A 15,732-nucleotide genomic window follows, 5' to 3' on the forward strand; every position below is an offset into this window, starting at 1 on the left:
ATAACCCAATAATTAGATTTGATTTTTTTAGCCACTGCACTTGCGGTGGCTTTTATTTTCCCCTAGATCTATAGTATACCAGAGAATCAAAAGTGTGTATGAAGTTTTTAAAACGTTTGGTTTTTAGGGTATCTATACTTTCTTTTTCGTCAAGAAAATGGCGAAAGTTTATGGCTAGGGACCTTTTGTTTGTTTTAATTATAATTGTGTCACCAAGTTCAATAGAATTTGCTCTTTCTCCTATCTTTGTATTGTTATTAATAAGATAGATTTTATTCTTATCAAAACTTCTCCCTAAAAAGGCCCAATCCTTATCTGTTAGTTTAAACCTAAGTGTGTCAGAGGTATCAGGCTCGATCATAAGATTTGTTGTATAAATATCGGTTCCATTAACGGTCGAAAGATTTCTATTTTGGTTTAAGATCTTGATATCTTTGCTTAATATTTCTTTTTTTTCACAAGAAAAAAGGATTGAACAAGTCAATGAAATAAGTAAAGGTGTAGCAAAAAAGGGTTTCATTCTAATATTATTTCTTATTACTTGATTAGAGACATTCTTTAAAATACCTAAGTTATCATAATTGTCAGGATTCAAAAATGTGTTTTGTCAATTTTGACTGATTAATAGTCATGTATATGCAGCTTTCCTGAGAAAAAGCAATAGTAAATTGGGGAATTAATAGTAATGATAAAGTTTTTGTAGGGAGCATTTGTTTAAAAAAAATCTTAGTTTCTTACCAATGTAGTGATTGTTTTTTATTTCATTATTAAGCTTAGAATAATCAGAAACACTTCTGTATTGCATATTAAATATTCCAGGACATCACCCGTTTTGGAAAAAAGCTTTACCTTTGTAACAATGAATCTGTTAAGATGGATACTGGCAATTTATTTCATGGCGTTATCATTAATGCCATGTGAAGATGTGTCTACACCATATGATTCAGGAGAAAAGAAAATATCACTAAGTATCCATGGAGCTCATTCTACGGAGAAAGGAGATATCTGTTCGCCGCTTTGTGCCTGCAGCTGTTGCCAGATTGCAGTATCAGCATTTAAGATGGATCCGTTATTAGAGATTCCCAAGCAGGTTCCTGCTTATTTTTCAAAGAAAATTCTTTTTCAGAAGAATGACTTTGCTTACCAGGTATATGACCCTATCTGGCAGCCTCCCAAAATTTAATTTTTATTGACTTTAGAAAGTGATGCTTTCTAAACATTACTTGAAACTTTGCAATACCATTGCAGAGGTTTTCATGATATTTTTGCTGCAGCTTTATAAGCTGTAAGTATTTGTTTTTCAATAAAAATTCAATAAAATCGTGTTAGATAAAATCATAAAATTCAGTATTAAAAATAAGGTTGTGATTGGAATTATGACCTTATTGCTGATCATCTGGGGAACCTGGAGTGCTACCAGATTACCGATAGATGCTGTACCGGATATTACAAACAATCAGGTACAGATTATCACAGCCTGTCCTACATTGGCAGGTCAGGAAGTGGAGCAGTTGGTTACCTTTCCTATAGAGCAAAGTATTGCTAATGTCCCGGATATTCAGGAGACAAGAAGTATTTCAAGATTTGGACTTTCTGTGATTACAGTCGTTTTCAAAGAAGATGTCAATATTTATTTTGCAAGACAGCTCATCAGTGAGCAGTTAAAAAATGCCGTAGAAGAAATCCCCAAAGGAATAGGAACCCCTGAGCTTGCTCCGGTAAGTACAGGGCTAGGAGAGGTATATCAGTATATTCTCCATCCTAAAAAAGGGAGTGAGAAGAAATATAATGCTAAAGACCTTCGAACTATGCAGGACTGGATTGTCCGTAGACAACTCAACGGAACTCCGGGAGTTGCTGAAATCAATAGTTTTGGAGGAGAACTGAAACAATATGAAGTTGCCATTGACCCTAACCGCCTTAAAGCAATGGGAACCAGCATTACTGAAATATTTACAGCCTTAGAAAAAAATAACCAAAATACAGGTGGGGCTTATATTGATAAAAAACCGAATGCCTATTTTATTCGTGGCATTGGTCTTGTGACCTCTCTTGAAGATATAAAAAATATCGCCGTTAAAAACGAAACCGGCAGTGTTCCCATTTTTATCAAAGATGTGGCAGATGTTCGTTTAGGAAGTGCTGTACGTTATGGAGCTTTGACATACAATGGAAAAGTAGATGCTGTGGGAGGTGTGGTGATGATGTTGAAAGGAGCGAACAGTAATGAAGTGGTGGAAAATATTAAATCCAAAATTCCTGTTATTCAAAAATCACTTCCGGATGATGTTGTAATAGAACCTTTTCTGGACAGAACAGATTTGGTAGATAGGGCAATTGGTACTGTTGAGAAGAACCTGATTGAAGGGGCTTTAATAGTTATTTTCGTTCTGGTCGTTTTTTTAGGAAACCTTAGAGCAGGACTTATTGTTGCTTCCGCAATTCCTCTTTCATTGTTGTTTGCATTAGGAATGATGAACGTCTTTGGAGTAAGTGCCAATCTGATGAGTCTTGGAGCCATAGATTTTGGGTTGATTGTAGATGGAGCTGTAATTATTGTAGAAGCGACTTTGCATCTTCTTCATCATAAAAAGTATAATGGAAATCTCACTCAGATTCAGATGGATCAGGAAGTAGGAACTGCTGCTTCTAAAATGATGAATAGTGCAATATTTGGACAGATTATTATCCTTATCGTATATGTACCTATCCTTACATTAGCAGGGGTAGAAGGGAAAATGTTTACTCCAATGGCTAAAACGGTAGGCTTTGCCATTATTGGAGCTACCATCTTATCTGTTACTTATATTCCAATGATGAGTGCTTTATTTCTATCCAAAAAAATCTCTCATAAAGAAACTATTTCAGATAAGATGATGAACCGCCTGCAAAGGATATATGAACCCTTACTGAAGAAGGCTATTAAAATAAAATATGCAGTGGTTTCAGCTACAATAGTTGTTTTTGTACTGGCTGCTTTCATTTTTAAAAATATGGGTGGAGAATTTATTCCGCAGCTTCAAGAAGGAGATTTTGCATTCCATTGTATACTGCCGCAAGGAAGTTCACTGAGCCAGAGTATAGAAACTTCTATGCAGGCTTCGAGAATTATTAAGCAATTTGATGAAGTGAAAATGGTCGTTGGAAAAACCGGTTCAGCTGAGGTTCCTACAGACCCGATGCCTCCGGAGGCCACCGATATGATTATCGTACTGAAACCACAGAGCGAGTGGAAAACCAAAAAATCATATGATGAACTGGCAGATGAGATCAGTGAGAAGCTGGAAACGATTCCTGGAGTCTTTTTTGAGAAAAATCAGCCTATTCAGATGCGTTTCAATGAATTAATGACGGGGATCAGACAGGATGTTGCCGTGAAAATCTTTGGTGAAAATCTTGACTCATTAGCAGTATATGCAGATAAAGTAGGAAAAGTAATCCAAACGGTTGATGGTGCAACAGCTCCTCAAATTGAGAGAGTAAGCGGCCTTCCACAAATTAATGTACAATATGACAGAACAAGAATAGCGAATTACGGATTAAATATTGAAGATGTTAACAATGCTGTAAGTACGGCTTTCGCAGGAAAAGCTGCAGGACAGGTTTTTGAAAATGAAAGACGTTTTGATCTGGTAGTAAGGTTGGACAGTCTTCACAGAACAGATATTGCAGATGTTAACAATTTAATGATTACCTCAAGTACAGGAGTTCAGATTCCATTGTCACAGGTTGCCAATATAAGCTACAAGCTGGGTCCTGCACAGATTAGCCGTGAACAGGGGAAACGTAGAATTGTAATTGGATTCAATGTGAAAGGTCGTGATGTAGAAAGTGTCGTCAAAGATATTCAGGCGAACCTGGATAAAAAAATTAAACTTCCATCCGGATATTACTTTACCTATGGCGGGCAGTTTGAAAATCTTCAGGAAGCGAGTAAGCGTCTGATGATTGCCGTTCCGATATCGTTATTTCTTATTTTCATGCTCTTGTATTTTACATTCCGTTCATTCAAACAGGCTGCTTTAATTTTTACGGCAATTCCTATGAGTGCGATTGGGGGAGTATTTGCCCTTCTTTTAAGAGATATGCCTTTCAGTATCAGTGCAGGAATCGGATTTATTGCTCTGTTTGGAGTTGCTGTGCTTAATGGGATCGTCTTAATAGGAACTTTTAACCAGCTTGAAAAAGAGGGAGAAACCGATATCCTGAAAAGAGTATTTGAAGGAACAAAAACCAGGTTAAGACCGGTTTTGATGACGGCTACAGTAGCTTCATTAGGATTTTTACCCATGGCTATTTCTACCGGAGCCGGAGCCGAGGTTCAGAAGCCTTTGGCAACTGTGGTAATCGGTGGTTTGGTGACGGCTACCTTCCTTACTTTATTTGTGCTTCCTATGCTGTATATTATTTTTAATACTAAATTTTTGAAGCGAAAAAATAATAAAACAGGTACATTTACGATCATTCTTATCTTAGGGTTTATGATGTTGGGACAGACATTTAAAGCACAGACCAGACCTATCTCTGTAGACCAGGCAATAGAAATGGCGGTGGATAATAACCTGGCTTTAAAGTCAAAAGATTTAAGTATCAAGTCTGCAGAGGCATTAAGGGCTACAGCTAAAGAACTTCCCAAGCTAAGTGTTGATGCCCAGCTTGGACAGTACAACAGTCCGAAGTTTGATCAGTCTTTTGCCATTTCGCAAAGTATTCCTTTTCCTACGCTCTTTAAAGCAAAAAAGGAATTGATCAACGAGAATATTAAGAGTAAGCAAATTGACAGAGAAATTACAGCCAACGAGCTGATAAGACAGGTTCGTACTTATTATTATCAGATTGAGTATTTTCAGTACAATAAAGCACAGCTTACCAACCTTAACAGTGTCTATGATGATTTTATAAGAATTGCAACCGTGAGATTTAAAGCCGGGGATATTAAAAAGATTGAAATTAATACGGCCGAGACTCAAAAAGGGGAAATTAATCTGTTACTTAAGCAAAATGAAGTATATTTAAATAACGCTTATAAAAGTTTAAAAACACTTTTAAACACGTCAGATAATTTTGAAGTACCGTTTACAAAAGACTATGAACCTTTAAGAGCTGAAAATGTACTGGATAGTACCGCGGTGGCTAATAACCCGTCAGTAAGAGCTTTTTACCAGGAAATGGAAATTGCCGAAAAGAATAAAAAGGTTGAAAAATCTTTGGGATTACCGGACTTTAGCTTAGGGTATACAAACCAGTCATTAATAGGTCTTCATACCATCAATGGGCAGGAAAACTTCTACGGATCAGGCAAACGTTTTCAATCTGCAACCGTAGGTGTGGCGATTCCTCTAACATTTGGAGCTACAAAAGCAAGAATTCAGGCTCTGGAATATGAAAAGCAGGTAGCAGAAACCAATGCAAAAATGCAGCAGAAGCAACTTTCTACACAGTTGGAAAATGCTTTCAGCCAATATCAGCAGGATATTCAGCAATATGAGTATTATACAGGCCAGGCATTGCCGAATGCGGAGAAAATTGTAAAAGCCGCTCAATTAGGATATAAAACAGGAGAAATCTCCTATGTGGAATATCTTTTTGCGCTACAAACAGCAACGAATATCCAGCTAAAATACCTGGAGTCTATCCAGCAGGTTAATCAATCTGTAGTGACCATTAATTCAATCATTAATAAATAATATGAAATCGCTAGTAACAAAATTTTCCGGAAAAGAAGCCTTAGTAAAGGAGGCGATTACATCTGATCTTAGACAAAGTAAACATTTTCATATGAAACTCAAATATAACATCATAGCCCTAACCCTTTTCTCCCTGTTGATTATAAGCTGTGGAAAGAAAGAAGCCGCAGTGGAAAAAACTGCCAATAAAACCGAACAGAAAGAACAACCTAAGGAAGAAGCTCCGGAAACCATAGCCTCACTCACAGAAGAACAGATGAAATCTGTGGGAGTAGCCCTGGGAACGGTAGAAATGAAAGAACTGACCTCCACTATTAAAGCAAATGGACTGCTCAGTGTTCCTAACAGTAATAAAGCTACCATTACTTCTCTGTATGGAGGGATCATTAAAACATTAAATGTCCAGGTTGGAAGCACTGTGAAAAAAGGACAGGTGATTGCTACCATTGCCAATCCGGAATATATACAGCTTCAGGAAGATTATCTGACCACAAACAGCAGGATTACCTATGCCGAACAGGAATACAGAAGACAAAGAGAGCTTTTTAATAATGATGCAGGCGCCAAAAAGAACCTTCAAAGTGCTGATGCAGAGCTCAACACTTTAAGAACCAAAAAAGCTTCTCTTCTTAAGCAGCTTCAGATGATGGGAATAAGCCCTGGAAAGGTAAGCAATGGGAATATGAGATCAGGTCTGGTGATTACTGCCCCGATCAGTGGGACCATAAGCGGTATTACGGCACAGATAGGAAGTTATGTAGATATTTCTTCTCCCGTTGCTACTGTGATTGATAACGGATCAATTCATTTGGATCTTCAGGTTTTTGAAAGAGATCTTCCAAAGATGAGAGTAGGGCAGATTGTTCACTTTAAGCTGACGAATAATCCTGAAACAGAATATGACGCAAAAATTTATAGTATAGGATCTTCCTTTGAAAATGAAAGTAAAACAATCTCCATGCACTGCGAAGTGATCGGAAATAAAACCGGTTTAATTGACGGAATGAATATCACGGGAATTGTAAGTCTGGATAAAAGCACTACACCGGCTGTTCCCACAGAGGCTATTGTAGAAGCAGACGGTAAATACTACATTTTTATTCAAACCGATAAAAAAATAGAGGAAGAACATGAAGAAAAAGGAAAGCCTCACCCTAAAACTTTGAATTTTGAAAAAGTAGAAGTAGTGAAAGGTACATCTGATATGGGATATACAGCCATTACCGCTGTGGGGAAAATTCCTGACAATGCAAAAATTGTGGTAAAAGGTGCCTTTTTTGTGAACGCTAAATTAGTCAATTCCGGAGAACACGAACATTAATGAAAATGATCGGAATCAGGGAAATATCGTTTTTTATGCTTAATTTAGAACTGATTCCATATTAGTTTTTGCCCCTGTAAAAACTGTCTGAAGGTGAAAAGAGAAGTTGTATTTAATAAATGATGAATTATGTTATTAAACAAAAAAATATCAGTCTGGTATTTCATCCGTGAAATAAAATCTCAGATCCTGTTTATTGGAATATTCGCTGTGGTTATTGGCCTTTTGGATATGCTGCCTGGGTTTAGAAAAATCTCACTTCCTTTGAATATTCCCGCACTCTTAGGAACGGCCGTGTCTTTACTGCTGGCTTTCCGGACTTCACAGTCCTATGAAAGATGGTGGGAAGCAAGAACCGTTTGGGGAGCTATTGTTAATGATTCAAGGACGTTTGTAAGACTGGTTCTCCAGTTTATACCTGCGGGAGATGACAAAACAATAAAAGATTTTGCCGAAAGACAAATCATCTGGACGTATGCGCTGGGAGAATCTCTCAGAAAACAACCCTTCTCAGAAAAAGTTCAGGAATATCTGGATAGAAATCATATCAGCGGAATGAATATACCCAATGCTCTGCTGGATGCTCATTCTAAACAGTTAAAGGCAATTGCCACAACAAAAGAATTAACGGATTTTCAGCAAATGCAGCTGAATGATATCGTCACAAGACTTTGTGACAGCATGGGAAAATGCGAGAGATTGAAAAATACCGTTTTCCCAAGATCTTACAGCATTTTAGTACATATTTTGATCTATGTATTTGCCGCGATACTTCCGTTTGGGCTGGACGATTCGCAGCTTGTAGTGGAAATTGCGATTACATTCCTGATTCCGATCATGTTCATTGCTATTGAAAAAACATCAATCATTATGCAGGACCCTTTTGAAAATGGCCCGGTGGATACTCCAATGACGTCTTTGGCACAGACCATAGAGATCAATATCAGACAAATGATTGGTGAGCAAAATGTCCCTTTAAAAAAAGAAAATACATTGTATTATGAAATGTAATTAAACCATAAACATCATATGGAAAACACACCAACACAAATACAAACACCCTCTGCTGCTAGCAGACATAAAAAGAACCTTCTGATCGTACTCGGTCTCAGCGGAACCTATCTTATTGCTGAGGTTATTGGAGGAATAATTACCAATAGTCTTGCATTATTGGCTGATGCAGCCCATATGCTGACGGATGTTGTGGGATTACTTTTGGCATTTATTGCCATAAAAATAGGAGAAAGAAAAGCAGATCCTTCCAAAACGTATGGATATTACCGGACTGAAATATTAGCTGCTGTTATTAATGCAGTCGTTTTACTGGGAATTTCTATCTATGTATTGGTTGAAGCTTATAAACGTTTTCAGAGTCCACCGGAGGTACAGAGTAAATCGATGCTGATTGTAGCAGGAATAGGATTGATAGTTAATATTATCGGGATGATGATCCTCAGAAAAGATTCAGAAGGAAGCCTGAATATGAAAGGAGCTTACTTTGAAGTTCTTTCAGATATGCTTACCTCTGTAGGGGTAATGATTGCCGGAGTTATTATGCTTACCACAGGCTGGTATTATGCCGATCCTCTGATTTCTGCAGCCATTGGGTTTCTGATTTTTCCAAGAACCTGGAAACTGTTGAAAGAAGCAATTAATGTTTTACTGGAAGGAACTCCCAAAGACGTAGACATTCATAAGCTGCGTCAGTCATTGGAACAGACCCCTGGAGTGAAGAATATCCATGATCTTCATGTATGGTCCCTTACCTCGAGCGTCAACGCGATGAGCGCTCATGTTGTAAAGAACGAAGGGGCTTCTCAAAATCAATTATTGAAAACCTTGACGGAGGAGACGATCAGAAACTTTAAAATAAGCCATACCACTTTTCAGATAGAGGAGGAAGGATATGAGGAAGCAGAAGTACATCTGTAACATTAAAATTGTTGACAATGAAAAAAGATATAGAAAGCAAGCTTATTGATAAAAATACCAAGCCTACCAGCATGAGAATTCTGGTATATGATTTTTTAAGCTCTCAGGAAGCAGCATTGTCTCTTTCTGAAATAGAAAATCATTTTGATAATGCAGACAGGATCACCATTTACAGAACATTGAAAACTTTTGAAGAAAAAGGTATTGTTCACAGTATACAGGAGAATACTACCACAAAATATAAGTTGTGTGAAGATGATTGTGATGAGAAAACACATAAAGACTGGCATCTCCATTTCTATTGTAAAATATGTAAACAAACCACGTGTAAAGAAGATATTTCCTTCCCTGAGAATATTCAGACCAATTTCAGGATTGATGAAATAAGGCTGTTTGCCAAAGGAATCTGCGAAAATTGTCTTGAAAGTTTGCAATAGCATTGCATCTGTCTCACCATTAAATTTGTATAAAAATATCAGTTATGGAAAAATGCTGTAGCACAACCCCGGAAAAACCAGAAACCAAAAAGCATAATCATTCAGAAGGAGATGGGCATGATCATGATGGACATGACCACTCTCATGATTCCGGAGATCAGACGGTCTTTCAGATGTTTCTTCCGGCTATCATATCATTTGCTCTTTTATTATTAGGAATTGCTTTTGACAATTATATAAAACCCACATGGTTTACCGGATGGGTACGGTTAGTATGGTTCCTGGCAGCTTATATTCCTGTAGGGCTTCCTGTGTTGAAAGATGCTTATAAAAGTATCATTAAGGGAGATGTTTTTTCCGAGTTTTTCCTGATGGGAATTGCTACCATTGGTGCTTTTGCCATTGGAGAATATCCGGAAGGAGTTGCCGTAATGCTGTTTTATGCTGTAGGGGAAGTTTTCCAGTCTATGGCGGTAACCAGAGCAAAAGGGAATATAAAGGCTTTATTGGATCAACGTCCTGATGAGGTAACGGTTATTGAAAACAATCAGCCCAAGACCATAAAAGCGAAAGAAACAAAAATAGGAGATGTTATTCAGTTGAAGCCTGGTGAGAAACTGGCTTTGGATGGCGAATTGCTTTCAGATGCGGCCTCATTCAATACGGCAGCTTTAACAGGAGAAAGTAAACCTGATACCAAGAATAAAGGAGAAGCAGTGCTGGCAGGGATGATCAATATGAATAGTATTGCCCTTGTTAAAGTAAATACTGCGTATGAAGACAGTAAGCTAAGTAAAATATTGGAGCTGGTTCAGAATGCCACAGCACAAAAAGCACCTACGGAATTATTTATCAGAAAATTTGCTAAAGTATACACGCCAATTGTTGTACTGCTGGCCATAGGAATCTGTTTATTACCTTATTTCTTTGTCAGTGACTACCAGTTCAGAGATTGGTTATACAGATCGCTGATCTTCCTGGTAATTTCTTGCCCTTGTGCATTGGTCATTTCTATTCCGTTAGGTTATTTCGGAGGAATAGGGGCTGCAAGCCGGAACGGAATTCTGTTTAAAGGAAGTAATTTTCTGGATAGTATCGCAGAAATTCAAAATGTAGTGATGGACAAAACCGGAACTATGACGGAAGGGGTTTTCAAAGTTCAGGAAGTAAGTATTACCCCTGAGTTTAACAAAGATGAAATCCTTCAGATGGTCAATGTCCTGGAAAGTAAAAGTACTCACCCTGTAGCTACTGCCATTCATAATTATGTAGGAGATATCAATCATTCTATTCCTTTGGAAAATGTAGAGGAAATTGCAGGTCATGGTCTGAAAGCTACGATCAATGGGAAAGAACTTTTGGTAGGGAACTTTAAATTAATGGATAAATTCAACATCGGCTATGATATCAACCATGCCAATATTGTGTATACCATTATCGCTATAGCGTACGACCGTAAGTTTGCAGGATATATTACCATTGCAGACAGCATTAAGGAAGATGCTAAAGAAACAGTTGACAAACTGCATAAAATGAATGTAAAAGCTACGATGCTGAGTGGTGATAAGAGTACAGTGGTAAAATATGTGGCAGATCAACTCGGTATCGACAATGCATACGGGGATTTGCTGCCGGAAGATAAAGTGAATAAGGTCAAAGAAATTAAAGCTAAAAATCAAACGGTAGCTTTTGTTGGAGATGGCGTGAATGATGCACCGGTAGTTGCCCTAAGTGATGTGGGAATTGCCATGGGAGGTTTGGGAAGTGATGCCACCATTGAAACGGCAGATGTGGTGATCCAGGATGATAAACCCAGCAAAATTCCAATGGCGATCAATATCGGTAAACAGACCAAAAAAATCGTTTGGCAGAACATTATTTTAGCCTTTGCCGTAAAAGCTGTTGTTTTAATCCTTGGAGCCGGAGGGCTTGCAACCATGTGGGAAGCTGTTTTTGCTGATGTAGGAGTTGCATTGCTGGCGATTTTAAATGCAGTGAGAATTCAGAGAATGAAATTTTAAAGAAAACACAAATAAAACATACAATTAGATTTTAATGATGGGCTCTGCTGATTTTCAGCAGAGCTTTTTATATGGATATGAAAAAATAATAACTAAAAAAGGCTATATTAAAATCATTCTTCCTTCATAAACAACAAAAAAGCCCTACCAAAATACATCAATAGAGCCTTTTAACAAGATTAAATTTTATAAAGAACTAATTTTTTTATTTGATAAGAAAAAAGTCAGATATTTTCTTTTCTATACTGAACTGATGCTCCTCCATCTTATGAATGTAAACTTATTTTGAGCATGATATAGATTCTTAAGAATGGACTCAAAGGTCGGGATAATATCATTACAGTAACAGATACAGTTTTATTATTTTTATAGGTAACAGTAAGCCGGTAAGCATTAATCTAGCCATCTGCAATTAATTCTAAACCATAAAAGAGATAGAAAACCATTAATGACATTGATCATAAATAAGGTTTAAAACAATTTTGAAATAGTATATTTGTAACACAGAACAGAATAGTTGAAGTTATTCATTTCCATATTCATCATTTTTACCGTTGCATTACGTCCCGTTTTGCCACTGGTAAATTATGTTGTTAACTATGACTATATCGTAAAAAATCTTTGTGAAAACAGAGATATACCTCAGTCTACCTGTAAAGGAAAATGCTATGTGGAAAAAGAACTGGCAAAAACAGAAAAACAATCCAATAGCCGTCAAACGATAAAAATTGCAGGCCTGGATGTTTTCCTTTCCCATGAAATCCTTTCTTTTTCATACGAAAATGAACTTGAGCTGTCTGTGAAAACTCCGGATACAAAAGACTTTAACTTTCATCCTTCAGGATATTTTTCCAGAATATTCCATCCTCCCTTGGCATAGGTTTACTTTAAACTATGTTTTTAGTTTATTGATTGGGAGTATTCTTGAACTTAGTATACTGAGTCCTGATTGCTTTCACAAATGTTATGCTTTCTCAAAAGCTAACAGTCTATTCCATTTACATTTAATAGTATCATTAATTTCAATTTATATCAAAATGAAATCTCCGATTATTTTGACAGCTTTGTTGTCAATATCATTACTGTCATGTGCTAAAGAAACACCTCAGGTGAAACATAAAAGCAATATGAGTTCTTCTAAAGAGAACTTAAAGAATATACAGGTGGTGAACGAAGAAGACCCGATCTGTCATATGAAAACCGCAGAGTTCCTGAAGGACACTGCCGTATATAAAAACAATACCTATGGTTTTTGCAGTGCTTACTGTAAAGATGAATTCAAAAAAAGCCCTGAAAAATATGCCAAAAAATAAGAACGCTAACAACAAGACGAAGATTATTATCCCCATTGTGGCCTTTGCTTTGCTTTTTCTGGGTATTGGAGTAGGGATGGGATATTTTAAAAAGAATCTTTATACTGTTATGAAAGTTCCTGATTTTAATCTGACTGATCAGAACACTAAAAAAATAACGAATAAAGATATGCTGGGAAAAGTATATCTGGTAGAGTTTTTCTTCAGTAAATGCCCCACCATATGTCCTGTGATGAATACCAATATGAAGGCCATTCAGAATCAGATTAATAATCCTGATTTTGGAATTATTTCTATAAGTATTGATCCTGAAAATGATACTCCGGAAGCCCTAAAAGAGCATGCTAAAAGAATTGGAGCTCAATCCCCCAACTGGCATTTCCTGACGGGAGATAGAAAATATATCGGGGACCTTGCGGATAAGTTTAATATTTATGTAGGAGATCAGGAAGATGAAGGAGAAAGTCTTAACCACAGTGGAATGATTGCATTGGTAGATCAGGAAGGAAATATCCGCTGCCGATACAATAAAGAGAATATGCCAATCCTCTATTATTCAGGGTTGAATTATGAAGATCCCGAAGGTAAAAACCCAAAACTAACAGGGAAATATCACCCTGACCGCGAAATTCTGATTGAAGATATCAGGAAATTATTGAAATAGGCTGGGGGATGGAGATTTGAAGTGCCTCTGTGCAGATATTTAGTCTGTATTTGTCTGCTAACTGAGATCAACTAAATTACTTTCAGCCCTAAGCTTTCTTATTAATAAAAATATTGTTTAACCATACAACAAAACGTTATGAAGATTATGAAAATAGCTGCTTTAGGAGCAGTATTGGCGGCTCAGTTTACACTGGCTCAATTTAAGCAAACTCCTCTACCATATGCATATAATGCATTGGAAGGATCAATAGATGCGCAAACAATGGAGATCCATTATTCAAAGCATGGTGCAGCGTATGCCAGCAACCTGAATAAAGCGATTGCAGGAACTCCACAGGAAAAAGAAACCTTAATTAAGATTCTTTCTGAGACTTCAAAATTAAGTCCTGCAGTAAGAAATAATGCTGGTGGACATTATAACCATGAGCTTTTCTGGACGATCCTTACTCCAGAGAAGAATACTCAACCTTCTGCAAAATTGGCGAAAGCTATTACTGAAACTTTCGGAAGTATGGATGTTTTCAAAGAGAAAATGAGTAAAGCAGGAGCAGATCGTTTCGGGTCAGGATGGGCTTGGCTTTCTGTGGATAAAAACGGAAAACTTTTCGTTTCCTCTACTCCTAATCAGGATAATCCATTGATGGATATTGTAGAAGAAAAAGGAACTCCTATTCTGGGAATTGATGTTTGGGAACATGCTTATTATCTGAAATATCAGAACAAAAGAGCAGATTATCTTTCTGCAATCTGGAATGTGCTGAACTGGAAAGAAGTGAGCAAAAGATATGATGAAGCTTTAAGCAAAAAATAATTCATGAAATTAATTTACAGCATACTCTTTATTAGCTATATGGTATTCAGACCTCTGATACCACTGGCTGAGTATGCTGTAAATTATAATTATATTGTCAATACTCTGTGCGTCAACAAAAGCAAACCGGAACTTCATTGTAATGGAAAATGTTATTTGAGCAAAGAACTGGCAAAAACTAATACTGATCCAGAATCTACTCCTTTCAATAAAATAAAGAACTCAGGGCAGAAAATTCTTGATATTTATACACTGCCTGAGATCACAGAGGTTACCATCACTGGAAAAATTATAGTTTCCAAAACTAATTTCATCTATGAAACAGCCTATTCTTTTCTGTTTCTGAAACACATTTTCAAACCACCGGTTTTTTAGTATTCTCCTATAGAAAATTAACTACAAAAGTTTATTTAAGAAATCTTGAATAGGCATAAAATCCCATGGCATAGAAAGTTCACAAAACTTGAAAATTTTTGATTTTCAAAAGTGTTCTGTGTACTTATTAACACTCTGTGGATAACTTTAAAAACCTAAGTGTTATAAAGCTATTTGTGGTAAAAAACTGAATGTTTCAACATTCAAAGTATTTCTATTGTATTCACCCAACTAAAAAATCAACAATGAAAATGTATCAACTTTTCATAATGAGTTTACTGTTGATAGTGGTCTCATGCACTCTCGACAAAACGGATTATGAAAGCGAAATCAATACAGTCGTTCCGGAACATTACGAATTTAAGCAAGCAACAGCTGTCAATAAAGATGGTTATACAATAAGCATCGAGACTTTAAACGGAATATTTTATCAAGGGTATAATGAAATCAGATTAAAAGTTCTTGATACCCAGACGAACGAAAATATCAATGTTTCAGATGTAACTTTTTTACCTATCATGACAAAAGCTGATGGGAATAAAACTTCATGTCCTTACCAGTACACTCTGGATTACAAGCCGGATGGTAAATATTATTCAGGGTATTCTGTATTTACTGATATAAGCCATACCGCAGCGAACTGGAAGCTTTATTTGAGTTTTACAGTGAACAAAAAAATGTATAAGGTCAACAAAGATGTTACCGTGAATGAACAGACTAACAAAAACCTTAACATGACCTCGTTTACAGGAAATGACGGAGAACAATATTATATTGCTCTTATTGCTCCTCAAAAACCAAAAGTTGCAGAAAATAAACTGGTGGCAGGGATTTATAAATTCAATAAGCCTGTCGCTTCTACAGGAAATTTTCCTGATCCTTCACAGTTTTCATATTCAGAGGTAAAAGGCTATACGCTGCAATTGGATCCCAGAATGCCGGAACCATCCATGGGAAATCATTCATCTCCCAATAATCAGGATTTAATACAAGGAAATAACGGTTTGTATCATGGTGTTGTTAATTATACGATGACAGGGAACTGGACATTAAATTTTATTATGCTTGATCAAAATGGAAAAATCATCAAGGGAACAAAGGTTTCCACTGATTTTACACCAGGTGTTCCGGGAGCTAAAAGTGAACTTTTTATCGATACCTTATTCTAG

Annotated in this window: 14 protein-coding genes; 13 read left to right on the forward strand and 1 reads right to left on the reverse strand. The window is 36.7% G+C overall.

Annotated features, from left to right (window positions below; genetic code table 11):
• Positions 1 to 52 precede the first annotated feature (52 nt).
• Positions 53 to 595 carry a hypothetical protein gene (locus JML65_RS04895; protein WP_202270091.1) on the reverse strand — a complete coding sequence of 181 codons (543 nt, stop codon included), beginning with the start codon at positions 593 to 595 and terminating at the stop codon, positions 53 to 55.
• A 264-nt stretch (positions 596 to 859) separates the two neighbouring features.
• Between JML65_RS04895 and JML65_RS04900 the strand changes: the two genes are divergently transcribed.
• The 13 genes from JML65_RS04900 to JML65_RS04960 all read left to right on the forward strand — a co-directional run bounded on the left by JML65_RS04900 (position 860) and on the right by JML65_RS04960 (position 15,732).
• On the forward strand, positions 860 to 1,183 hold the full coding sequence (locus JML65_RS04900) for a DUF6660 family protein (protein ID WP_202270092.1): 324 nt from the start codon (positions 860 to 862) through the stop codon (positions 1,181 to 1,183).
• 139 nt (positions 1,184 to 1,322) lie between these two features.
• Complete coding sequence (locus JML65_RS04905) at positions 1,323 to 5,687, forward strand: CusA/CzcA family heavy metal efflux RND transporter (RefSeq protein ID WP_202270093.1); 4,365 nt, start codon at positions 1,323 to 1,325, stop codon at positions 5,685 to 5,687.
• Positions 5,688 to 5,778: 91 nt separating this feature from the next.
• Entirely contained in the window at positions 5,779 to 7,008 is a 1,230-nt protein-coding gene (locus JML65_RS04910) for an efflux RND transporter periplasmic adaptor subunit (protein ID WP_202270094.1), read from the forward strand.
• 129 nt (positions 7,009 to 7,137) lie between these two features.
• The gene (locus tag JML65_RS04915) at positions 7,138 to 8,019 is read left to right on the forward strand and encodes a bestrophin family protein (RefSeq protein ID WP_202270095.1); all 882 of its coding nucleotides are present in this window, start codon (positions 7,138 to 7,140) and stop codon (positions 8,017 to 8,019) included.
• Positions 8,020 to 8,037: 18 nt separating this feature from the next.
• A complete protein-coding gene (locus JML65_RS04920; protein WP_047484995.1) occupies positions 8,038 to 8,940 on the forward strand; it encodes a cation diffusion facilitator family transporter in 903 nt (300 codons plus the stop codon).
• Between the two features lie 17 nt (positions 8,941 to 8,957).
• Entirely contained in the window at positions 8,958 to 9,377 is a 420-nt protein-coding gene (locus JML65_RS04925; protein WP_047484998.1) for a Fur family transcriptional regulator, read from the forward strand.
• A gap of 371 nt (positions 9,378 to 9,748) precedes the next feature.
• Positions 9,749 to 11,398: a heavy metal translocating P-type ATPase gene (locus tag JML65_RS04930; RefSeq protein WP_410668905.1), complete on the forward strand. Its 1,650-nt coding sequence runs from the start codon at positions 9,749 to 9,751 to the stop codon at positions 11,396 to 11,398.
• A gap of 517 nt (positions 11,399 to 11,915) precedes the next feature.
• Entirely contained in the window at positions 11,916 to 12,278 is a 363-nt protein-coding gene (locus tag JML65_RS04935) for a hypothetical protein (RefSeq protein ID WP_202270096.1), read from the forward strand.
• A gap of 157 nt (positions 12,279 to 12,435) precedes the next feature.
• Positions 12,436 to 12,711: a YHS domain-containing protein gene (locus JML65_RS04940; RefSeq protein WP_115920815.1), complete on the forward strand. Its 276-nt coding sequence runs from the start codon at positions 12,436 to 12,438 to the stop codon at positions 12,709 to 12,711.
• Entirely contained in the window at positions 12,698 to 13,375 is a 678-nt protein-coding gene (locus JML65_RS04945) for an SCO family protein (RefSeq protein ID WP_115920836.1), read from the forward strand. Before JML65_RS04940 ends, JML65_RS04945 begins: the two co-directional genes overlap by 14 nt.
• Before the next feature lie 138 nt (positions 13,376 to 13,513).
• The gene (locus tag JML65_RS04950; RefSeq protein ID WP_284460114.1) at positions 13,514 to 14,188 is read left to right on the forward strand and encodes a superoxide dismutase; all 675 of its coding nucleotides are present in this window, start codon (positions 13,514 to 13,516) and stop codon (positions 14,186 to 14,188) included.
• Between the two features lie 3 nt (positions 14,189 to 14,191).
• A complete protein-coding gene (locus tag JML65_RS04955; protein ID WP_202270097.1) occupies positions 14,192 to 14,563 on the forward strand; it encodes a hypothetical protein in 372 nt (123 codons plus the stop codon).
• A gap of 269 nt (positions 14,564 to 14,832) precedes the next feature.
• Positions 14,833 to 15,732, forward strand: a complete 900-nt coding sequence (locus JML65_RS04960; protein WP_237390788.1) for a hypothetical protein — start codon at positions 14,833 to 14,835, stop codon at positions 15,730 to 15,732.

This window comes from Chryseobacterium sp. KMC2 (assembly GCF_016756935.1).
Classification (GTDB): domain Bacteria; phylum Bacteroidota; class Bacteroidia; order Flavobacteriales; family Weeksellaceae; genus Chryseobacterium; species Chryseobacterium rhizosphaerae.